Origin of the sequence: Falsihalocynthiibacter arcticus, from assembly GCF_000812665.2 — a bacterium.
Taxonomy (GTDB): domain Bacteria; phylum Pseudomonadota; class Alphaproteobacteria; order Rhodobacterales; family Rhodobacteraceae; genus Falsihalocynthiibacter; species Falsihalocynthiibacter arcticus.
In genome coordinates, this window is record NZ_CP014327.1 from 2435918 (window position 1) to 2458815 (window position 22898).

13 protein-coding genes are annotated in these 22898 nt (G+C 54.8%); 7 read left to right on the plus strand and 6 right to left on the minus strand.

The window, feature by feature from the left end; translation table 11 throughout:
• Positions 1-913 precede the first annotated feature (913 nt).
• The 7 genes from RC74_RS22510 (at position 914) to terL (ending at position 8182) form a co-directional block, all read left to right on the plus strand.
• The gene (locus RC74_RS22510; RefSeq protein ID WP_039004683.1) at positions 914-1210 is read left to right on the plus strand and encodes a DUF3489 domain-containing protein; all 297 of its coding nucleotides are present in this window, start codon (positions 914-916) and stop codon (positions 1208-1210) included.
• The gene (locus RC74_RS12110) at positions 1207-1632 is read left to right on the plus strand and encodes a DUF2924 domain-containing protein (RefSeq protein WP_039004684.1); all 426 of its coding nucleotides are present in this window, start codon (positions 1207-1209) and stop codon (positions 1630-1632) included. Before RC74_RS22510 ends, RC74_RS12110 begins: the two co-directional genes overlap by 4 nt.
• Positions 1629-3275: a recombinase family protein gene (locus RC74_RS12115; RefSeq protein ID WP_062628241.1), complete on the plus strand. Its 1647-nt coding sequence runs from the start codon at positions 1629-1631 to the stop codon at positions 3273-3275. The genes RC74_RS12110 and RC74_RS12115 overlap by 4 nt, the downstream gene beginning before the upstream one ends.
• 468 nt (positions 3276-3743) lie before the next feature.
• Positions 3744-4631, plus strand: coding sequence for a hypothetical protein (locus tag RC74_RS12120; RefSeq protein ID WP_062628242.1), 888 nt, complete (start codon positions 3744-3746; stop codon positions 4629-4631).
• Between the two features lie 125 nt (positions 4632-4756).
• Positions 4757-6217 (plus strand): site-specific DNA-methyltransferase, encoded by a 1461-nt coding sequence (locus RC74_RS12125; protein WP_082802279.1) that lies wholly within the window; start codon positions 4757-4759, stop codon positions 6215-6217.
• Complete coding sequence (locus tag RC74_RS12130; protein ID WP_052275155.1) at positions 6214-6756, plus strand: DUF5681 domain-containing protein; 543 nt, start codon at positions 6214-6216, stop codon at positions 6754-6756. The genes RC74_RS12125 and RC74_RS12130 overlap by 4 nt, the downstream gene beginning before the upstream one ends.
• A complete protein-coding gene (gene terL, locus RC74_RS12135) occupies positions 6734-8182 on the plus strand; it encodes a phage terminase large subunit (RefSeq protein WP_082802280.1) in 1449 nt (482 codons plus the stop codon). The genes RC74_RS12130 and terL overlap by 23 nt, the downstream gene beginning before the upstream one ends.
• Before the next feature lie 963 nt (positions 8183-9145).
• On the opposite strand, the gene RC74_RS12140 is transcribed toward terL, so the two are convergent.
• The 6 genes from RC74_RS12140 to RC74_RS12170 form a co-directional block, all read right to left on the minus strand.
• Entirely contained in the window at positions 9146-13237 is a 4092-nt protein-coding gene (locus RC74_RS12140; RefSeq protein ID WP_062628243.1) for an eCIS core domain-containing protein, read from the minus strand.
• Between the two features lie 2059 nt (positions 13238-15296).
• Positions 15297-16568, minus strand: coding sequence for a DUF6519 domain-containing protein (locus RC74_RS23025; protein WP_062628245.1), 1272 nt, complete (start codon positions 16566-16568; stop codon positions 15297-15299).
• A 12-nt stretch (positions 16569-16580) separates the two neighbouring features.
• Complete coding sequence (locus RC74_RS12155; protein ID WP_039004689.1) at positions 16581-18287, minus strand: hypothetical protein; 1707 nt, start codon at positions 18285-18287, stop codon at positions 16581-16583.
• Positions 18284-21211, minus strand: coding sequence for a baseplate J/gp47 family protein (locus RC74_RS12160; protein WP_039004690.1), 2928 nt, complete (start codon positions 21209-21211; stop codon positions 18284-18286). The genes RC74_RS12155 and RC74_RS12160 overlap by 4 nt, the downstream gene beginning before the upstream one ends.
• Positions 21208-22461, minus strand: coding sequence for a hypothetical protein (locus RC74_RS12165; protein WP_039004691.1), 1254 nt, complete (start codon positions 22459-22461; stop codon positions 21208-21210). The genes RC74_RS12160 and RC74_RS12165 overlap by 4 nt, the downstream gene beginning before the upstream one ends.
• A complete protein-coding gene (locus RC74_RS12170; protein WP_052275157.1) occupies positions 22462-22896 on the minus strand; it encodes a GPW/gp25 family protein in 435 nt (144 codons plus the stop codon).
• Positions 22897-22898 lie beyond the last annotated feature (2 nt).

The following is a 22898-nucleotide window of genomic DNA, read 5'->3' on the forward strand; positions in this document are numbered from 1 at the left end:
GGCAATGGGGAAAACTCAGATTTTACTCTTTGAATGATTTCAGAAAGGTACATGCTAATCTGAGTGTCTAGAAAGTTTAACCCTATGGTATTGTCATTATTAAGATAGACAGAACCAATTCTCACATTCCCACAGGTCACTAGAAACCACGCTCGGTACGGATGGTTTTTGACAAATTCACTATGCTCTGAATAGGAAGGCATCCTCTGATGACTTATGGAATGAATGCGTGTTTCCAAAAGTTTATATAGTATATCTATTTGAGGTTCGTTTGGAACCACTCTCTCAAATTGCAATTCCATTGTCACTCACCTACTTCCCAAAGTTCTATAGTGATTTTAACCTCGTCCTGTTCCTGACGGCTGAGTTCTCGCCCTTATATTTCCGTTTTCTAAGCCATTTTGTTGTGCGCTTGTTGCTGTGCTTTTAACGATTCCAAATAGTAGTAGCTGACCTGCTCCCCATATTATCGTTTAATCTGAATTTTGTTCAAGCCTGTGAAATAGTGTCCAAACCGAGCTCCCGCAACCTATACTGCCAAACAAGCCACCTTCGGGTGGCTTTCGTTGTTTTTGGGACTTTCCAATGGGTCTCAAAGCTCGCTTGGTGCCTACATGTCAGACCCTGTCGTTCTTCGTTTTGCCTCTCTTCACCCTCGTAGTCTTGCCAAAGTGCACGTGCATTCCATCCGTGAGTTTTTGACGGCAGTCTTGGTTGAAGTCGTGATTTAACCTGCATGGTGTATTGGCTTCTTGGCGGTCTCGTTCTTTCCACTGGACTTCATCCTCACGGGAAGCGTCACTGGCACGGCGCCGACGCATTTTTAAGGTGTCGCCGTTGCCGCCCGGACGCCGGGCTCTTCTCAGTACTAGGGGCGGAATTGGCCTGCTCCGGAACCGAAGCGGAGATATTCATGGATCAAGTTGCACAAGACCTAGCGCTCAAGGGGGGTGCAAAACTGCCTGCGACGCTTGCTCAAAGGAAGCAGAATAAAACCAAAAAGGACCGACTTATTGCGCTGTTGTCCAAACCAAATGGCCCAGGGGTGTCCGTTCTGTGTAAGGCGCTGAGCTGGCAGAAACACACGGTGCGGGCCGCGCTGTCAGGGCTGCGCAAACAGGGATTGGCAATAGAGACCGCGAGATCTGTGAAGGGCGATGAGGCGGTTTACACCCTCACAGTACAGTCAAAAGTAGAGATCCATTCATGAACGCAGCGCCACAAATCGGGGCGGACATTGTTCAAGACGACCCCTTGGCCGACCGTGCAACTTGCCTTGAAGTCTGGCGGCAGGTGTTTGATGCCCCACCCCCCAAGCGCTTGTCTGTCGGGTTCTTGCGAAAGGCAATCCTCCATGAACAACAGTGCCAGAAACACGGACGGGTGCCAAAACAGACCTTGCGACGCCTGCAGGTCATAGCGAGTGGGAAAATGCCAAGCACCTGCTCGACCTCCTCTTTGAAACCCGGTGCACATCTGATGCGGGAGTGGAACGGACGAACCTATCAGGTTGAGGTGGTCACGGAGGGCTTTGTGATGGACGGCCTGACCTATAAATCCCTGTCGGCTATCGCCAAACGCATCACGGGTGCGCACTGGTCTGGCCCGCGCTTCTTCGGGCTTGCGCAATGAAGCCCAAGATCCGCTGCGCGATTTATACCCGTAAATCCTCCGAAGACGGCCTTGAGCAGGAGTTCAACTCGCTAGATGCCCAAAGGGAGGCCTGCACCGCTTACATCACAAGCCAGAAAGCTGAAGGCTGGGTGTTGCTGCCGGAAGCTTATGATGATGGCGGCATCTCGGGCGGAACCCTAAAGCGGCCCGCTTTGCAACGCCTGCTCACCGATCTTGATGAGGGGCGTGTTGATCAGATCGTTGTCTACAAGATTGACCGCCTATCTAGGTCTCTGGCGGACTTCGCAAAGATTGTGGATCGGCTGGTCGGGGTAGGGGCGTCTTTTGTCTCCGTCACCCAGTCGTTCAACACAGCTACCAGCATGGGGCGGCTGACCCTGAACATGCTGCTGTCGTTTGCCCAGTTTGAACGCGAGGTCACGGCAGAACGAATTCGGGATAAGATCGCCGCCTCCAAACGCAGAGGCCTCTGGATGGGCGGCAACGTCCCGCTCGGCTATGATCCAGACGGTCGCACCCTGATAATCAAGGAGTCGGAAGCGAAGACAGTGCGCGTGCTCTATGATCTCTACAGGGAGCACGGAAACATACGTCTGGTCAAAGAGCGGGCGGATGGTTTGAACCTGCGGTCAAAGCAGACGGTCACGGCCGCGGGCGTGACAAGAGGTGGCACAGCGTTTGATCGCGGCCACATTCACCATATCTTGACCAACCCGATTTATGCCGGCCGCATCCGGCATCACAAAAATATCTATGAGGGATTGCACGAGCCGATTATTGATCCCGAAGTGTGGGATGAGGTTCAGCGAAGATTGATGGAAAATCACGCGCGGATCCGCGGAGAAAAGAACGCGGCTCACCCGTCGCCCCTCGCAGGAAAACTGTTTGATGAAACAGGTGACCGGTTGACGCCAAGCCATTCTAGCAAAAATGGCAAAAGACTGCGGTACTATATCTCGAGGCGCTTGGTGACGGATCGCAGCGCAAACCATCCCGAAGCTTGGCGCCTTCCAGCGCCGCAACTCGAAGCAGCGATTGCCAAGGCCGTCGCGGAACATGTTTCAGCGCCAGGGTTTCTGCCGAGAACCATTCCGGGCATCATGGCAACCGATGTTGACCAGTTCCGACAGGGCATGGACACATTGGCTTCTAATCTGAATGCAAAATCCACAGTGAGCAGTTGGGCAGACTTGATTGCCAAAACCATCATTGAGCCAGGATCGCTTGCAATCGCTTTAAACGCACAGGTCATTGCAGATCATCTGGGCCTAAAAGCTGATAGGCTTGAATCGGATGCCCTTCAGATTACAGCAGCCTTCCGGCTTCGGCGCAGAGGTGTTGAAACAAAGATCATCCTTGGCAGCAGCCCTCCCGAGATCGACCAGACCCTGACCCGCAACATCGCGAGCGGGATAGAATGGTACACGGCGATCAGAAATGGCACAACATTTGAAGAAATAGCGGCGCGCGATGGAAGTTCGGTCCGCCGGATTCAAGCCGTAACAAACCTCGCGTTTCTCTCGCCGACCATAATCGATCACGCTGTTAATGGAACTCTGCCGCCTCACATTACAACAGACTATCTTCTAAAAAAGGGCTTTCCTTCTGACTGGGCCCAGCAAGACGACTTGCTCACTTAGTCTGTTGGCAAACACGTCAACACCAGAACTTGTCACAACACAAACTCACCCCAAACTCGCACCGCGGAAATGTCGAAGAGAGATATTGGCCATATGATGGCCGTATTTGCTCTCTAAAGAGCGTCTCTCCTTGAATGTCGTACAGGCAAGTCGCTGAAACCACGCCACAAAAGGGCGGGTACTTCGTACGTTCAAAAAGAGAAGAAGTGTTTGGCTGTGGAGCCAGTCCTGAGCTAGCCAGTCTCGACCGATTTTCCCTGCTAACGGGGAAATTAACAGGGAAATAAGCCTAATTCCGCGCCTTGCGCCAAATCTGTCTCGATAACTGAAAATAAATTCAATAGGTTACAGGGCGATTTCCCTAAAAATCGGAGCAGGGAAAAAATTCTACTTGCAGGGATTTTTTGCTTTCTCTTAGCGAATTTACGTATGTTGATCAGCGAAGCGCTATGAAGGGGGGCATCCAAGTTGGAAGCAACAAATCGAAACCGAAAACTCTTACTCAGCGACGCATGGAAACACTATTGGTCTGAGTTTTTACCGGGCGGTGTTGATTGGTGTGCGGACCTAGAAAATGCGATGAGAAGATGCCTCTATTTTCCAGGTGACGTAGGTGGTTTCTCGAGCGACGAACATCTGGAAAACCCTAGTCCATCATGGGGCGATAACCTCGATGTTAACTTCCAAGCCAACTCAGTCGGGATGAAGTTTCTGGATGAGGATTTTGGCAGGATCCAACTTTTCACAGATCAACTCATTCCGGTCCTTAGTAACTGGGCGAACACAAACCCTTTGGACAGAGTTGCCCGTTTAGGTGAGTGGACTGACCAAGATCGGACGGAATGTCGGGATTTTTTCATCGCGGTTGTCCGCAAATGTGGCAATGGAATTCAAAGCCGCCTGCTGCACGTACTGAAAGAGACTGAGATACCTAAATTCGAAATCTATTGTCGCCAGCATGACGCTGCCTTCTCAGAGGTCAGGAAGTTGCCAATATCCGGTATTTCCGCCTTCAGCGGCATCAACATCGAGCAAAACGAGCTGACAGGGAGGCTCAGAAATCCGGCATTCAGCCAGGTCCATCTAAAGAAGAGAAAGCTATCGAAAGCCAAGGCGGGACCACACGGATCTTTTCATGAGCAAGATGCAAATTTGATCGAAGATATGAAGACGCTCATTGACGATAGAAAAGCGCAGAACGTCCGCCAATCGGCGGAGGTCGTGCTGATAAAGGCACCACGTCGTAAAGGAGCGAATGATGAGAGCGTCCTACGTCGGTTACAGAAAGGATTTAAGGACAAGTACCCAAACGACACGAACCGACGAGGCCAAAAAGGAAGGAATTCGTCTGGGTAAGCTGTTATAGTAGTCTTGCTGATTGTAGAACTGACAAACTTCCAGTGCTGCCTACTATCATATTTTGAACTCTGTTTTTGTTGCTCTCAAAGCCGAATCCTCGGAAATTGCAGAGAGGCAGATCTATGCTGAGTATTAGTAAACCGCCGAAAAATGAAAAGAAAAACCAAAATGACGAAGCTCAAGAACGTGATGACGACGCTGGAAAACGGTCAGATATCAGGGCGGTGCCCAAACAACTAGAATGCATGGCCATTGCTGATCTCAAACCCAACCCTCGAAATGCGCGAACTCATTCAAAGAAGCAGGTTCGGCAGATAGCATCGAGCATACGGCAGTTTGGTTTCAACAACCCAATCTTGGTTGACGAAAACAACGTGGTGATTGCCGGGCATGGGCGGTTGGCCGCTGCGATACATCTGGGGCTCAGTGAAGTTCCAACCGTATGCCTCAGCCATTTAAGCGATGCCGAAAAGCGTGCGTACATTCTCGCCGACAACAAGATTGCGCTTAATGCCGGTTGGGATGGCGAACTCCTGGCCGTGGAATTGGGGGAACTCGCAGTTCTGATGCCTGAGATTGATCTGGATCTCGAAATCACAGGTTTTGATACCGGCGAAATTGACCTCATTTTGACGGACCACGAGGAATCAAACCCATCAACCAGTAAAGAGGACGAAGTTCCGATCGTGTCAGATGTTGCGATCGCCAAACGCGGAGACATTTGGCAATTGGGTGGTCATTGTGTGATGTGCGGCGATGCCCGAGATAACAGCGCTGTCGCAGAACTCTTCGCGGGCCAGTCAGCAAAGATGGCCCTGACCGACCCGCCCTACAATGTAAAAGTCCAAGGGCATGTCGGAGGCCGTGGAAAGACCAAGCATGACGAATTTGCCTTCGCGTCTGGGGAAATGTCTGATCCGGAGTTCAAAGCCTTCCTGCGAGAGAGCATGGACGTTATGCTCAAACACTCAAAAGACGGTGCACTCCTGTATCTCTTTATGGATTGGCGTCATTTCGAGATATTGTTGTCCGCCGGGAGTGAGCTTGGCTTGATACTCAAAAACGTGTGTGTCTGGAATAAAACCACACCGGGGCAGGGATCATTTTACCGCTCCGCCCATGAGTTAGTGGCTGTGTTTGCAAAGCCCGGGGAATCTTCAGCCAACAATATTCAACTGGGTCGGTTTGGGCGAAACCGGACCAATGTCTGGACCTACCCCGGCGTCAACACATTCCGAACGGGTCAAGGGGGTGATCTGGGTCTTCATCCAACAGTGAAGCCCGTCGCGATGATTGCGGAAGCGATCAAGGACGCGACAAAACGAGGAGAGATTGTTCTGGACCCGTTTCTTGGATCAGGAACAGCGGTGTTGGCCGCCGAGAAAACGGGTCGCCGGTGCTTCGGAGTTGAGTACGAACCTAAATACGTCGATATCGCCATCCGCAGGTGGCAACAACTGACGGGCAAGGATGCTGTTCTCAGCCACCGCCTGAACTCCGACGGCGAGATTGATGCCGTCATTGACAGCAGCTTTGACGAGCTTTGCGAGGCTGCCTTGGCTTCAGAGGAGGCACTCCAATGACTTATAATGATCCCAAGAACCCATCGCCAGATCAAGACTATGAGGTCGGGTACTGCCGGCCACCAAAGGAGACACAGTTCAAGTCAGGCCAAAGTGGCAATCCCAAAGGCCGCAAGGAAAAAACCAAATCTGTTCAGGCTCAAATGCTGGAGGTTCTTTCGAAGAAGGTCTCTATCACTGAGGGAGGTAAAACAAAGAAAATACCGGTTCAGGAAGTAATTCTGCGAAGTCTTGCGAACAAAGCTGCCAAAGGGGATCTGAAAGCTGCGGCATTCGTCCTAAATCTGATGAATTCCCCAGAATACGCTGATACAGACGCGATTGATCAGACCAGTCTGTCTTCTGACGATCAAGCGATGCTTGATGAGATGATGAGACAGCTCTCGGGGGCTGACAGCTCTGATTTACCGGAATGTTCACCACCAGTTGCCGCGCAGAGCGCCTTAACTGAACCCCTGGCGGAGCACAAAGACGCTCAATCCAAATCGGACAATACCATCTCCGTGGGGGATACTGATGGGGGCAGGACCGATGTTTGATGAGGCAACACGCCTATGGATGCACCAAAACCAAAAGCTGGTCATGAATGAGGTTTTAAAGTCAGACTTCAACTGGTTTATCGAAAAATGCTTCCGCACTCTCAACCCCGGTACGGAATATCTCCGCAATTGGCACATTGAGGCAATTGCTTGGCATCTGGAGCAAGTCAGGCTCGGTAAGATCAAACGTTTTATCATCAATATGCCGCCAAGGTCGGCAAAATCCATTTCTGCCTCCGTCGCTTTCCCGGCGTTTGTTCACGGGCACAACCCAACGACCAAAATAATTGCCGTTTCTTATGCACAAAACTTAGCTGCTAAGTTGCACAACGACTACCGTACGGTCATCTCATCACCTTGGTACAAAGACCTATTCCCCGGAACGCGTGTAGACCCGAGAAAAGACACCGAACACGAAGTCCGTTTGACAGAGCGAGGCAATCGCTTTGCGACCTCAGTTGGCGGTGTGATTACGGGACGCGGTGGAGATATCATCATAATTGATGATCCGCTCAAGCCCGATGAGGCGATGTCAGAGGCACGCCGAAATGCGGTCAACAGCTGGTATGGGAACACGCTTCTTTCAAGGCTCAATCAGAAAAAAGAAGGTGCAATCGTAATCGTTACGCAGCGGCTTCACATCGACGATCTCGTCGGACACGTCACCCAATTCGACGGTCATGGTTGGACGATATTGGACCTTCCTGCGATAGCCTACGAGGACCAAACTATTCAGATAGGCAACAATCACTACCACCAAAGACAGAGTGGGGATCTGTTGCATCCCGATCGAGAAGATCAAGCCATCCTTGATGAACTCAAATTCAACATTGGCTCGGAAAGCTTTGAAGCTCAATATCAACAGCAACCGGTTCCGCCGGGTGGGAACATGTTCAAGCGAGAATGGCTCTCCTACTATGACTTACTGCCCAAAATTTCCAGCGGGGATATAGTTTATCAGAGTTGGGACACTGCATCCAAGACCGGATTGGAAAACGACTGGTCTGTGGGAACAACATGGCTCTACTCAGGCGGCCACTATTACCTCATGGACGTCTGCCGAGAAAAATTGAATTACCCCGATTTGAAGATCAAAATGATCCAAATGGCCCATCTATATGATCCTTGGATTATTCTAATCGAAGATTCTGGTGTTGGTACTGGTTTGCTCGACGACTTAAGATATGAAGGTCTCAACACTGCGGAAGTAAAGCCAACCCAATCCAAAGAAACCAGAGCTCATATTCAAACACCCAAGTTTGAATCTCACAGGGTTCTGTTCCCAAGTTCAGCACCATGGCTATCAGCCCTTGAAGCCGAAGTGCTCGCGTTCCCGGGCGGCCGACATGATGATCAGGTCGATTCCATCACACAGGCGCTTGCCTATGAATATTTGTCGCCCAACGGTGGCGTGGAGTATATTTGATGTTCGCCGGAAGGCGCTTGGAATTATTTTGCTGCAAGAGCCCAGAAAACTGGCCCAAAAGATGTGCCTAAACGTGGCACATTTACTGTTTTTGAGTGCAAGGTTGTGAACGGAGCGTTTTAATACGTGCGTGGTTTCTTAATCCAAACTTTGGGTTCGAATCCCACCTCATCCTCAAAGCTCGTTCGTCTGATTTGGGACCTGGCATGCGGACTTCATCCGGGTTCCGGCAGGCGATGCTGGCATCGCTGAGAGGAAAGGCCAGCGGTTACATGCACCGCGCACAAAGGCCGGACACATGACCGCAACCTGCAACGATCAAAATCAACTCAAATTAATCCTTGCAAAACAGGGGTCGTCCACACATGACACCACCCATGCGCATGTTCCTGCGGCCTGGCACCTTCTTTTTCATATAGAAATGACGGTAGCGTCCCGTCTTTCTGGCGACCGTGTTTTAATCCAGTAACAACGCTCAGATGGTTGAGAGCCAGTAGGGGAAATAATCTGGTATCAACGTTGGCAATCTGCTGAATCGCCTTCGAAGCATTATCCAACACCATCGGATCAATGCCAAGTTCATGGCCTTTTACCTATGAGGATGGGGACCAGGCGACTGCGGCGTTAGAAAAACTCAACCAGCAAAAACGTCGCCGTGGATGACCGTGCATCCGCCGTGCCAGTTCGAATGCACACCGTTATGCGGGGCTTAAAGGATGGACGGACAAGGTTTTTATGAAAACCAATGACGAGACACACTGCTTTTAACGTGCTAGGCAACCCAACGAGTGCGGTTTTCCTGCTGTACCACGTCTAGGTTTCCGGGGCCGTAATCATAACGGTTAGACAGGTTTCCGAATACTTCTGCGGCTTCCGATCCCGGTGGGAACTGTGCATTTGCCGGATAGGTTTGCCCTAGAGAATCTTGAATTTTACTCACAAAGTCTGAGTGGGCGTTGGATGTCAGTTGGTCCAACACATTCGGCAACGCGGCCACGAGATCTGTTCTGAAGGTATCGTTCGCTTCCGATTGCAGTGTCGATCTGATCCGCGCAGTCGCCTGTGAAACCTGCGCTTGCGCGGCCTCGGGGGCGCGTCCTCATCGGCGGAGACCGAGGCGTATTCGCTGGTGATGGCCTGACGCATCGCGCTCGCGCGGGCTTCAAGTCGGGATCCGAGCGTGGCAGAGACTGCGGTGTTGACGTTGTCGGGCGATTGGCTTCCCAACAAACCGTTTGTCACCTTGAGCACCGAAATTGCATAGCCCCCCGCCTCGACGCTGCCAGACGCAAAGGCGGTTTGCGGTGTAAAGCCGTCGTTGGCCAGCAGCGTGGTCTGTTCTGCGCCGGTATCCATTCCCGCCAATGCGGGCACCCTGCTGGTGATGCTTTGCAATGCGTTTGTAGCCACTTCGCCTAGTCCGGTGCCGGGTACGGTTTGCCCCGCCACGGTTCCCCCCGATGACGTTAGTGCCGACAAAAGGTTGGCGTTGGTGAAATTGTCGCGCACAACGCCCAAAATAGACTTCTCGACAAGGTGGTGTTTGTCAAAGACGCTGCCATAGCTTGGTGCGCGTTGTGTTATCTCGCTGGCCAGTGTGCTGTAATTGCCTGTGACCAGTTCTGCGTCCACAGGATCACGCCGCATTCCGATGCCCCCGAGATGGCCTGCTGCGGCTTCGCCTTCGGGCAATGCGGGCGCTTCACCGTTGACGACAGACACGGCGCTGTCGATCATGCTGGGGCCTTTGCTGCGGATATCGGCCAGCGTTTCATCGCTGACAAAGCTGTCTTCGAACATTTTAGCATAGGCAGCATCTACTTCAGATTGGTGGGTTTGAGCGGCCGCATCGATAGGACTGCCCCACGCCGTACTAACCAAATCAGCCATTTTTCCAGGCTTTGGCACAAAGGCTTTGCGGCTTGGCAGATATTCACAAAGCGATTTGAATTTATCGACATTTGCCGTCTGTGTATTGGACAGGCCGCGGTGCGCGTCATAGCGGATGGCCATGACAAAATCCCTGTCGGATCCGCGTCTTGTGCGGCTTTCGGGCTGGGCCAAATCGGCATGCCCGTAAAGTTCGCTAATTTTGGGGAACATGCGGGTCATTGTGTTCGTCTCATCTCCGGGATTGCGCTGATCATCACTGTATTCAAGATGCCCCAGCCGCCATAGAATTTGGTATTCTGGGTTGTGATCAAGATCGACAGCATAGCGCCCTTCAAGGCCTTGTGCCTGAAGCTCGGTTTTGAAGGTTTCGCGTTTGGCTACCATGTCCGACCAAGGCCCCCATGAAGCCTCAAGCGCAGATTCTTCCGGCACGATGACATAGCGGAAATGCATGTCTTCCATGTCCGGTTCTACGTTGGTTTTCTGGTCATCGGCGACGGTCTCGCCATCTTGTACGGTGGATTGGGGCGATTGGTCGTCGACGTCTTCGTCGCCGGATCTGACGGCCTCGGTTGAGCGGATGTTGGGATCGGTGCCTGCGGACAGTTTTTCGGCCATCTGAGCCAGCGTTTCAGCGCGTTTGGTATTGTTGTCGGGCGACGCGGCGTTGCTTTCCGGGCCGCGAGCAACCCGTGCCTCGTGCTGTTCGCTTTCTTGTGCGAGTTGTGCCGCAGCATCAATATGGGGAACCGCTTCACTGGTGATAGGGTCGGTGCAATGCTCCTCCATCTTTTCTTTGTTTTCGGTCAGCTTGGCATTCGTGACTTCGGTTTTTTCCGAATTCATATAGAGTTTTCGCTCTCGTCCGACTTGTTCATAGGCCAGCGTGTGTTGCGTGCCTTGCATGTTCACGCTGCCTTCGGGTTCGCCTTCGTCTGATTTAAAGGCACCGATCAGCCGTGCAATCAGCTTTTTGACCTTTTTGATGACAAAATCGAGGACCTTGTCCACCGCCGCATGCACGCGCGCGCGCAATTGTTCGATGATATTTCGGACGGTGCCTGCGATGTCGGGGAGGCCCAGCAGGTTGGTCAGGAACGAGATCATGATGGGGATGGTAAGCGCCAGTGTATTTTCAATTGCGCGCGCCGCGTCCGCCAGTTGGCCGCGCGCGATTTTGCCAATACTCTCGAAAATCGAGCTCGCGAAGCTGAGGATTTGCTGGAACTTTTCGACAAAGAAGACGATCAGTTTGTAGATGGTCAATAGGATATCCAGCAATGCCCCTGCGGGATTGGACCACGCCACAAGCTTGCGGATGCCCGCCTGTATGACCGCGCGCACGACCCAATCGCGGATGCCGTTGATCACCGTCATTTGCAAGTTTTCGACGTATTCGAGAAACTTTCGCCAGATTCCAGCAATGCCGTCGGTGCGCAGGATGTTGATGATCTCGATCAATCGCTCAACCAGAGTGACCTTAATCTCCCCGCGCGGATTTAGGGCGCGCACGATACGGGGTCGCAGTTGCGGATAGGTCAATCCGAGGACCTGAAGCAGGACGTTGATTATGCCTTTCAGGTCAAGGGTTTCGGGCAGCTGAACCCCCATCGCGGCAAGCGGACCTAGCACCCAAGCCAGAAGCCCCTTTTTGACATGATTCAGGATGTTGTAGCCGAAGTTCTCGATGCCCAATGCCACAGATCGCAGCAGGTTCATCGCAAACCCAAGCGGGTTTTCCAGCACAAGGCCGATGACCTCGCCGATGGCTTTGATTTTTTCCCAGACCTCTTGACCAAGCGGGCCAAACCCAATGACGAAGGCTTCGGCGACCAATTCAGCAACGACCTTGAGGATCAAGATGCCAAAGTTGACCAGATCAGAAAAGAACGGCGAAAAAATTCGGCTCAGGCTGGAGATTGGAGAGGTCCATTCAAAGTCGTCATAGGCGCGGCTGAACATGTCGCGGACCCGTGGCCAATTCAGGTTATAGCGGTCAGCCCCTTCGCGGATTGTCTGGAACCCGCGTTCGAGGGACCCCGAGTCTTTCATTTGTTCAAAGGTTTCGTTGGCGCCGATGAAATTCATAAATGCGCCGACGTAGGACATCGCATCTTGTTGAACCGTGGCGCCGGTGAACAGCCGTCGGCCGATCAATACCTTGAGAAGTTGATAGCTGTCGAGGCGATCAGCCAGCCGTTCTGCACCGCGCTCCAACCAGCCGTCATCGCCTTCTTCATCAAACCGACGCAGCGTTGCGGGCGGCGCACGGGGCTGGGGTTGGATGGCCTGGCGCGTAAGCGGCCGTGCAGCACCTTGTTGGATACAATGGGCGGTTTCATGCGCCATCAAATGCGGATCAGCAATATCTCCTGGGTTACGCAGAAAAATGTCAGCACCGTAGGCAAAAGCGCGGGCTTGAACGTGCGCCGCAAGAATCTGGGCCTGTGGACCAGTGTGCACGCGGATTGCACGCAGATCGACACCAAGCATGTCTTGCATCCGTAGGGCCAGCCCCACAGGCAATCGTGACCCCTGCCCCGGTGATTGTACAAGGCGGGCCAAAGAGTCTGGCAAGTAATCCGCCCGCTGGCCTGTGGCCCCTGCGGTGGATTTCATCATGATCGCGTTTTGTCCGTCGCTGAGCACAGAAAAGTCGTTGTTCGACATGTTTTCGAACTCGGCTTCTTCGCTGGCGCTGACACCCACTTCGGCCATTTTGCCATCAATAGTAGGTACGGACGCCAAAGCATCTGTGTTCGGCTGGCTGCCGTTCTGGTCTGCGACGACCCGCCGTATCAAAGGCACAATGTCCGACTTCACAGTGGTGGAATTCAGATCAGGAGTGGGCAGCGCCGGGGGCCCCCTAATATTGGGCCGCATCGGGCCGCTTGAATCAGCTTCCTCGCCTTCAGGCTTTGGTGTGTCGTCCTTTGCTTGAGGTTTGGTGATGGCGTCGGCCACGGCATCGGCTTCTTTTTCAGCCGAGTCATTGGCGGCCCCAACCTTGATTTTTTGGCCCGCACCTTCGCCTTTTTCGGGGCGCAGCATGGCACCGATGTCAGCTTTGTCCTGTGCAACATCCGCGCCGCCCTTGGTTGGGGCGGCCTTGTCGATGACCGGGGACTTGAGCTTGGCCTTTTTGTCCAGTGCTTGTTCCATGGGTGCTCCTGTTACTGATTATTGAACGGATGCGGGGGATGATTGTCGTCAGCCGAGTTAAACGGAATGATCCGCATGTGGTCCATCAAGGCGGTGCCAAAGAGGGCCCCGCTGAAACTGACACCTGTCGAGACTTCGGTGGCGGGCAGGACGCAATTGCGCCGGAAGGTCCAGAAATTCTCGCGCAGGTTCGGGTTTTGGCTGGGCGAGCCCTGCCACTGAGGTTCGCCGTTGGCAAACACGGCGTGTCGAAAATAGAGGGCTTCGTTGCCTATAGCCTGCGTCACGGGGCCAATTGCACCGCGCATTTCGATCGCACTAAAGCCTTCGTCAGTGACGGCCATGGTTTTAGCGTTGAGATACCCGATGATATAGTTGTTGAATTGCGCGGCCGTTGTCACCAATTGTTGCACCGAGTTGTACGAGACATCGCATCGCCCGACGTTGCGTAGGGTGATCGCCGCTGGATACAGGCCGCCTTTGGCTTTGGCTTGGCTAGAGCCCTTGATCGGTGTGCGCTGGATGGAATTGCGCGTGACGGTCACGCTAGAGGTGCCGGTTAGCACCCCACTGCGTTTGGTCGGATGACTGCCGATAACTACGATGGCGGAATGCACCCATTTGAACTGGTTCCCCGAGATCTGGGTCCGCGAATGTGCGGCAGGTACGATCAACACCCCGAAATTGCGGTGGAAGCTGGCCACCTGTGCGGTCAGCACGAAATCCCCCAGCGCTTCGTGTACCTGTTTAATGTCGTGTTCAGACAGGCGGATGTTTTCCAGTTCGTCTGCGGAAATCATGTCTGTTGTAAATCCGCCGAAACTGCCACGCCCCGCGAGCGCACGGCGCGCGCCGACCGGATTGCCGATGATAGGGCCACCTGTATCGCGACCAATTGCGACTGGCTCGACTGTGTCGCGGGTGATTGCAAAAGGGTTCTCAGCCCGCCCACCACCAAGGTCGGTTGCGGGGCCAAGCGTTCCATCGGCAATCGGCGCGGCCAACGCCTTGAAGGTGATGCCTTCGATTCCGGCTGCCACAAGTTTCCATTCTTCGGCATTGCGCGGTGCATCGACACCCGCAATGACTTGCGCGTCGATGACATAACGGATCAGCGCGTCGCGGTCAGACATTGGCACATGACTGACATCATAGACGCGATCATCCACGCCGGTCACCTGATACAGGCCACTCTTTGGGCCCAGATCAACGCCGGGGGCTTTCGCGACCACGTTTGTCCCGTCAAGATATTTGCTGATGATGCCGCCAAATTTGCCACGTGTCGCCTGCGGTGTCCCTATAAACTGGCAATCGCGTACCACTTGCAGGCCGTCGGTGCTTATACGCAACCCAAGCCGATGTTCAAGGACGCCAAAAATGCATTCCTTTACCCAAACGCTGGCATCGACGCTTCCGCTTTGTCCGTCGATGCTTACCAGAGCAATCGGTTCTTCGTCAGCCTTTGCCCCTGTCGGGCCCGAGAACAGGCAACGCGACAAGGTTGTGGACTGGATGGCGGTGACAGCGAGCTGAACAGACGCAGCGTCTTCCGGAATGGTCATGGAAAGATCCTCGACCGTTAGGGCCGCGCACTTTTCGATCGACAGCGTTGCACCTGATTTTTGGACGATTTCCGTCGCCTCACGTCCTGCGCCCCGCAAAGTAATGTGATCAAGACCCGATGCGTTCACTGGACCCTCCAGAAAGAATACCCCGCGCGGAAAACAGATCACTGCGGAATTCATTTTTTCCGTGGGCAGCTCAGCGCCGAGCACTGCTAGTTTGGCAAAGATTTCGGAAAGCTGCTGGGTCAGGTTCTGATCGGGGACGATGCAAAAGGTGCAGATGCATTCATCGCCGGAATCGCGGCCCCAAAGCAGGTCAATCGCCCCTTGAACGGTATTGGTGTCGACATCCGTGTGATGATGATTGGACCATTCAATCTGGTCGGCCTGAAGGGCTGTGAGTGGGCTGAACCTGCGGCTGCGCATGTCTGATTGAGATGTCTCTGTGACGATTGCCTGCCCTGCGATCTCGGCCAGATAGGTGTAGTGGTGATCTACTTCGACGGGGTCAGGATCAAAGAACAGGGTTTCACCCAACTCATCCGCGTATTCACGGACTTCCAGCGCGTAGGCGTCACCGGGCAAGATAAACGGAACTTGTCCCGCACCGATGGCAGCGGTGAATTCGAGGTCAAAATCCAGCACTTTGATCGAAATGGTCCAAGTGCCACCCGTCTTGGTGATTTGACCCTGTATGCTGTTACCGCCGACGGGGTGGGGGCAAGGTTTGCTTGCGCCAGATCAAGCTCCACCGCGCCGTCCCAGAGCCTAATAATCTTGTCTGCCAGGCTGCCCACAGGCAGGTTGCGCAGTTGTGCCAAGGTGACCAATTCCGCCAGCCTCGGGCCGTCAGGCTGACTGCGTAGGCCAAGTTGCTGCTCACTTTCGAGGGTCGCAATTTCAAATACCTCGCTGACAAGGAACGGATCGTCTGTGATCTGCGCCACATCGGCGCCGGGCACTTCGAGGCTGCCATTGTCGCGGCTGAATTTGACGGTGATCTTGCCAGAACCAGTCGCGTTTATCGGGTCTGTACAGCTCAAAGTGCCACCACTGATACTGGCCTGAGCGAAATCACTGTCGTGGATTTCGAAGCGGAAAAGTTGATTGAGCGATTGATTGTCCGGCTCAATGGCTGTGGCGCAGGGATCGCACGCGTCGCTGGCCAAGATGTCGGCGGTGGTTGTAGCTGCGGTCAGGCGCAGCTGGCCAGTTTTGGGCAGATCAGTTTCGATCAACGGGTGTGCAAATGCGTCGATGGGGATCAATTTGATCTGCGCCAAGCGTTCCTTGGCCACCGACGTTTGCGCGCCAAGAAAGGCGGTATCGACCAGCCGCGCGTCTTCTGCGGCCCCCGCATGTCGGTCCCAAATGTCACAATACAGCGCATAGCGGTTCGCGTCCGGCACTGGCCCTGCCGCCAGAAAACCTGCCTGTTTTGCAATCAGGTCCAGCGGCGTTGTCAGGGTTTGCGCGGGTGCGAGGTGAACCTGTCCCCAAAGCCCTTGGGCCACCACACGGCCGGGTTTTAGACCGTCAACGTGGTTTACATCTGCTGGGCCGGATGTCGTGCGGTAGTCTAGAACACCGCCGTCTTCTGGCACGCCATGCCCCAGGGCCATGTCCGATTGTCTTTGACTGTTGCGTCCGACCAACTGGCCCGCGACACGTTGGTCATCATCGGTAACCATTGCGCCCTGCAAGAGATCAAGACGGGAATAATCTTTGTGTAGTTGATGGCCATAACGGCTGTGAGATCCACTCATGTCATAACTCCTTTAAATTCCGCCGGAAACGGGCAGCGGGGCCACTGTGCGCATGTCGTAATGGGCGAACACACGTTGTCCCGCGGGGGTAAAATCCTGTGCCCTCCGTGCCGCAGCGGCCAATCGGGCTAAATGAAATGCATCGTGATAACGGCCCAGTTCGCCGCCATCTTCAGCGCCGTTGGTAACAGCAACCGGATTGTTCTGGGCCAGAATGCCATAGCCCGGTTCGCCGAAATTGGCGGTTCGAGTTTGCAGTGTCGCAGGAGCGTTGGGGTCGGGCAGACAGGGCCAGTTAACGAAAGAAACCGCCCCCGTTGACGAATTGCGTTGCGAGACGCTCGCCGGAAGGGGTGGGCCGACAAACCGACTGTACCGCAGGCAACCAGCCTGCGGGTTCGGCCCAAATCTGAGGTCGGCAAAAATTGTCTCACTGGCATTTAATTGTCGGAAAACCGCAGGACCTGTGACAGTGACATATTCTAACGTGCACGAACTTCCCAATGTATTGGCGGTGATGCTAACGCAGATGCTGTGGCGCAGCGTGAGGGTGGCGTTCTTGGACATCTCGATGTCACGTATCGCGCAATTTTCAAGTGTGACATTGCAATTCGGACGGATGCGCAGGACCCCGTCCAGATTCAAGCCAGTGATCTGATACCACCCGTTGCCATCGCGCCCGTTTGGCAAGTTCAGCAGAGTCACGTTACCTGAATTGGGTCGATAAAGTGGGGTCTTGGCTGGATCTGGCGCGGCTGGCCCTGTCCAATCCCCATCCGCAAAGCTGGGCCGTGTGGGCAGGACGTGGATTGTTTCGTCAAATTGCCCCATCGGTGGCGCCACATGCAAATAGACCGCATCGGGCCGCGCAATGGTGCTGACACTGACAGGACCAACTTTTGGCGCACGGACGTCGGGCGTGCGTAGCGCCCGATCTTCGTAGGTGTTGGCAAAGCAGGGTACGCCCGCTTTGTCGACGACCTCAAACCGTAGCATTTTGCGCACTCCGGCGGCGTCCAGCACGCTTTTGGTTTCGGCATCAAGGCGCAGACCCTGACTGGCGCGCGCGCGCATGCGCAAACCGGTGTGTCGTGTGCCCAACGGGAACGCGGCGTGGCGTTGGCGCATTTGGGTCAGGGTCGGATTGGCTGGCAATGGTTCGTGCAGGATCAGCGCATCTTTGACATGGGCGTCTGCTGTCATTTCGGCCTGCGTGAGCCGTGGTGTTTTGAATGTAGGCGTGAACAGTGTCCGGTCGAGCCCCACAACAGTGATCACGTCGCGGTCCAGAATGGATTCGGCGGCCCGATCCACCGCAGCCCTGCTGCCACGCCTGCGCGCAATCCAGACCGCCTGCGACAATTCATTGCGTCGCCCTTCGGGGTCGGGCGCATACAGCGTCACCCCGATCAAATCTGCAAAATATGGGACCAGCCACGGCTGCACCTGCCGGGCATCGGGGTCATCCGCAGGTGAGGTGGCGACAAAGCCGTCAGCGTAAAACTGCGACAACGTAGCCTCGAATTGATCCATCAGATTGCCGAAGCTGGCAATGTAGGCCTGCAAATCACCCGGCAAGCGCACGTCGACAACATCAGCGGGATTGGCCGGATCGGGAAAGCTGCGCACCTGCGGGTTGTCGTAAAGTCGCATCGTCTCTGGCAAGTCTTGCCAGAGGATTTCGGCCCACCGCGAGGCAAATATAGGGTTATCGGTCATCCGTTTGCCCCCGCAATAGTGTCATCAAATTCAAGCGTCAGATCGGTTACATCAATCAAGTGCACGGACGTATCCGGCGTCGGCCGCGCCGCCTGAATAGCGCCGTCGTTGTCCAAAACGCAGGTCAGATGTGGATCTGCGCAGGGCAGGTCCAATTGGGTGATGACATGGGACACGGCGCGATGCCCTTCGATCTCGGCGCCGATCTGGGATGTATAAAGTTGCTGACCCAACGGCCGCGCGGCAATTGCAAAGCGCGCCATCAACGCGTCTTCAATTTCGGTTCGGATGGTGAACAGATCCGCATAACCGGGTTTTAGGGCGATTTGGCAAATCCCACGCAGGGCGATGCTGTGATACGTCATAATTTCAATTTGGGTTCCGGGCAGACTGGAGGCCCGCAACATAGCGTTCAGTTCGGATTGAAAGGCCGTCAATCCAGTGCCGCCAGTCGGGGCCACCCACAACCGGATACGATTTCCACCGCGACCGCGTCCCTGTCGCAACAGGGCTGCGTGGGCATGCACAACCGCCGCGTGGGATTCTGCCAGCCGCGCAAAATCATCAACACTCAGGGCCCGCCCAAACAAAGCATAGCGGCTTTTGCCACCCGAGCGGAGGGCCTCTACCCCTTCAAGATCCGCCCCTGCCTCGGGGGCGAAAGGTTGGGTAACCGCATCAACAAGGGGATTTTTGGGTTGCAAGTTGGTGACGCCGTAAGGCGGAATGTCATTACCCAAAAGGCCCGCGCCAATGCGCAAACGGCTGAGCAAGACGTTGTCATCACCCGTCGGTAATATGCGGTGGAAAGTGACGGTAAACGGCCCTTCGGGTTGTTGCACTACGCTGTAATAGGGTCCGTCACTTGGCGGCGCTACATCAGGGGCGATTTGCTGCCAAATCTGATCCTCGACGGTGATTTGGATGTCCGTTGTAATACCACCTGGAAAGTCGGAATTTTGGCGGGTCGAAACCTGCGGATCCTCAATCAGCATTATTTGACCTGCTTGCGCGCCATCACCGCTACCCAACACGCGGGGCGGCATGGACTTTCCGTGACCGAACGTCGCGACGTTGGCGAACAAATGGGCAAAGCCTTTGCGCAGGCCGGACAGATCCTGACCCCGCTCATCGACCCGAAGTGTGATCGTATCACCCGATTGCGAAACCACTTCTCGCAAGATGACCTGCACAGTTGGCGCCCCATCATCGCCAATAATCAAAACCATGCGACCTGGGCGCAGCAAATCCTGTTGGGATGCAGGGCAATTAACCTGCATGACAGTATCGCCAGATGCAAACACCGCGCCGCGCGATCGGGCATCCGCAACAACTGCGCTGGTGCCGGCGAAATTGCAATGGATTGCCACAACTTTTGCCGTATCAAACGGACTATCCGCGGGTTCGATGGCAATACCGAAACTATCGGTACTGACGACGGTGACGGAGGTTGCAAAAAGGGCGCCATTTGTGTGTTCCAAAACCACAAAAGGTTGGGTTGCGATGTCAGATTCTTTGACGTCTTCAAGGTAGATGTAGTTGTCAGACAAATCGACCAACGGCCCAAGATTAGCGCCACGGCTGTAGCAGGTGGTGCGTTGAACTTGGCTTTCGAATATAAAGTACTGGAACGGTGTGATGCAGTCGATATCGACACCTGGACCGTCCTCAATGATTGTTGCGTAGGCCTCTTGGGCGGTGTCTTCGCTTGCCGCAAATCGGGGCAGTGCTGCGCCCTCCGCAACCAATGGAACCGCTATTTCGAAGGTCCCGTCATCACCGACCGCCGTCGCGGTGCCGCTAAACTGGACTGCGCCAAGGGTTTCGAAGACCCAAGGGCTTTGCAGGTTGGCCACCCGCAAATCACGGTTCCGCACTTCTTGAACCCTGTGATAACTACGGTCGCCGCCCGATCCCCTCCCAAGTTGCACGACAGCATTCGGAAAAGTGGTAGGGGCCACGTTGAAGTGGATCCAAGTTGACCCGCGCGGACGGGTTGCCCAGCGGGTTTTGGGCGCGGTGACAACAACAGCCGATTGCAGGTGGCCCGATACACTTTGATACCCCGAGCGTGTAACCGAAAGTAACCGCGCGTCGGCATCAGCTAGGGTGACGATCACGGCCTCTCTGCTTGTTCCGTCCTGAAGAACCGCGATGTCGCCTTTTGCTGCGGTGGTGAAGGCTGATTTTCCAGACAGCTCGAACGTGTCTTGGCCTGCGGGAATAGGATCTTGCTGTGTGTCGTGGCCGGTGAATTGCATCCGGTTCAGGTCGGGGTGTGCCGCCACGGCGTTATAGGATTCAAACGTTAAGACGGGGCCGCCTTGTGGCAGGGCGTAGTCGAACGCCAAACCCGCATCAAGCGTGATACGCCCCGCATCTGCCTTGATCTGGTAGGCAATCGGCGTGAGAGCCGAGGCTGCAGGACGAGGTTGAAACCCGATCAGCGATAACAGGTGATGGGCGTGGACCGTTTGAGTTGCTGTGCGCAAGGTGCCTTCGTTGGCATAGGCGTTTATGGTCTGAGACAAGCCATGAAGCGCACGGGCAAACGCGCGCGAAATTTGGGCTGATGGGTCCGTCAGCACAGCCTGAAACTGGGCCAAAAGTCGTTCCGTGCGGTTGGCATTTTGTGCGGTGATCCCATCCATGTCGGGGCGGGCCGAATGGGATTGTAGGGCTGCTAGCGCGTCTCTTAGCGTGCCACCATCCGCAAATGCGCCAGTTTCAAACGCCTTGGCCCATGCGGCGGGGTCGTCGAAATCATCTGGATGCTGACCCTTGGCGAACAACAGCAATTGCAGAATGCGCAAGTCTTCGGTGAATTCGGCAGCTCCGGCTGAAAGATATTCGAAACGATCCAGACCGGCCCGATTCCAACGGGTGAAATCCGGTATTTCAGGATTTGCGGTGAAATTGGTCATCCGATCAATCCCCCAGACAATTTAAGGGTGTAGTAGCCGGTTTCGGGGCCGGGATTGTCGGCATCCAGCGCAAGGGCACGGTTTGCAGGGGGGATCAGAATTCCAACATTACTTGCCTCTGAACCTGGAACGCCCACCATCTGCAAATGACTTATAATAACGCCCTCGACCCCTTCGAGCGCCGAGAGAGCCTCTTGAATGTCGCTCACATAAAGCGGCTGGCCAAACCCGAATTTGGCCTGTTGAAACAGGCCGGCTGGTCCGGTTGACAACACGTCGCGTACTGCCGCTCCGACTTCGGACCGGAAATAAGTTGGCGCCACTTCGACGCACAGCCGCATATAGACACCGATCGTCTGACCTTCGATCAGGCGAAAGCGGGTGCCGATGGGCATCAGGGGCTGCAGCACATACGTCACCGCCGCACGAATGCTTGTCTGGCGTATCTCTGTATCGGTCAGGGCAGGCAGGCCTGTGGAACCGCTGGCCAACCCGTCGGCAGGCGGGGTCAGGTCGGCCTCAACATCGCGAAAATAGTCGATGAAATCTGTGGCAAACTGGCCAAGATCATCAATAGGCGAAACAAGCCGCCAATTGCTGTCTTGAAGCAATATCGCGGCCTCGTAGATTGCGATGCCGCCTTCGGTCAAATAGCGAACCTGAACCTGACTAAACAACGGTACCTCTCGCAAGTGGTCGCGCAGATCATCCAACGATATGCAACTGACAAGACGGTTTACGCCTTCAAGGGCCGCGAACTTGGCGGTTTCGGTCAGCTGTGGATGGGCTTCAAGTGCTGCAAAGAGGGCCCCGGCAGGGGCGAGTGTAGGATCGTCAAATCCGAAGCGGTCCCGTTCATCTTCGCGCATCAATCTACGCAAGGCAGAAACCGCGGGTGCGACACCGTCGATCATCGTCAGCAACCGCACGACCGAGCGGGGCCAGCGCGCGGTTTGCAGGAACCGTTCGGCAAACAATACGTCGATAGAGTGGGACATTTGATCAAGGCCCGCGGCCAACACTTCGACAATCGCAACTTCAAGGTCGGCCTCGCTCCAGCGTTGCCGGTCCGGATTATCAAGCACGAGGCTTTCGAGCATCAACTGGCGCAACCCTTCGAAATCGCGCGCGGTCAGGTCGATGTCATCGGGCACGGCCACTGCAGCGGGCGGCATGTCTGCACGGCGGCTGCCGCAATCGGGACAGTCACCGGGTGTAAACGAAAGCTGAAGCTCAGGACGCTGTGCCATCTACAAAGCCTCCGTGTAGCGGGGCAAGGGCAGCACCCCGTCGGTGATGTCAAAGCTAAGGGTTTCGGACAGATTTAACGCAGCGAGTGTATAGCTGATGGTGATGCGCAAGGTCGCCCCGTCATCCGGTGCGGGGGCTGCGCGCACGATGATGCTGTCGGGGAGGATCTCGCCACGCAGCACCTCAGCCAGACCTGCGCCAAGCGTCACTTCGATTTGCTGCCAAAGCGCATCGGTCATAGGCATAAATAGCACCCGCGCAAGACCGATGCCGAACTCGGGTAGGAACACCCGTTCGCCTGGTTCGGTGAACAGCAATTGAGTAATCTGTTCGCGGATATGCGCCTGTCGTTCCGACTGTGCCGCGCCCTGACGGCTCATTCGAAATGGAAAGCTGAGATAGTTGGTGCGCGCGCGCAGGGTCTGGGTTGTCATGG

Excerpts from the sequence above, each read along its gene's own strand:
- RC74_RS22510 (WP_039004683.1), top strand. The coding sequence starts at position 914 with ATGGATCAAGTTGCACAAGACCTAGCGCTCAAGGGGGGTGCAAAACTG.
- RC74_RS12110 (WP_039004684.1), top strand. The coding sequence starts at position 1,207 with ATGAACGCAGCGCCACAAATCGGGGCGGACATTGTTCAAGACGACCCC.
- RC74_RS12115 (WP_062628241.1), top strand. The coding sequence starts at position 1,629 with ATGAAGCCCAAGATCCGCTGCGCGATTTATACCCGTAAATCCTCCGAA.
- RC74_RS12125 (WP_082802279.1), top strand. The coding sequence starts at position 4,757 with ATGCTGAGTATTAGTAAACCGCCGAAAAATGAAAAGAAAAACCAAAAT.
- RC74_RS12130 (WP_052275155.1), top strand. The coding sequence starts at position 6,214 with ATGACTTATAATGATCCCAAGAACCCATCGCCAGATCAAGACTATGAG.
- terL (WP_082802280.1), top strand. The coding sequence starts at position 6,734 with ATGGGGGCAGGACCGATGTTTGATGAGGCAACACGCCTATGGATGCAC.
- RC74_RS12140 (WP_062628243.1), bottom strand. The coding sequence starts at position 13,237 with ATGGAACAAGCACTGGACAAAAAGGCCAAGCTCAAGTCCCCGGTCATC.
- RC74_RS23025 (WP_062628245.1), bottom strand. The coding sequence starts at position 16,568 with ATGAGTGGATCTCACAGCCGTTATGGCCATCAACTACACAAAGATTAT.
- RC74_RS12155 (WP_039004689.1), bottom strand. The coding sequence starts at position 18,287 with ATGACCGATAACCCTATATTTGCCTCGCGGTGGGCCGAAATCCTCTGG.
- RC74_RS12160 (WP_039004690.1), bottom strand. The coding sequence starts at position 21,211 with ATGACCAATTTCACCGCAAATCCTGAAATACCGGATTTCACCCGTTGG.
- RC74_RS12165 (WP_039004691.1), bottom strand. The coding sequence starts at position 22,461 with ATGGCACAGCGTCCTGAGCTTCAGCTTTCGTTTACACCCGGTGACTGT.
- RC74_RS12170 (WP_052275157.1), bottom strand. The coding sequence starts at position 22,896 with ATGACAACCCAGACCCTGCGCGCGCGCACCAACTATCTCAGCTTTCCA.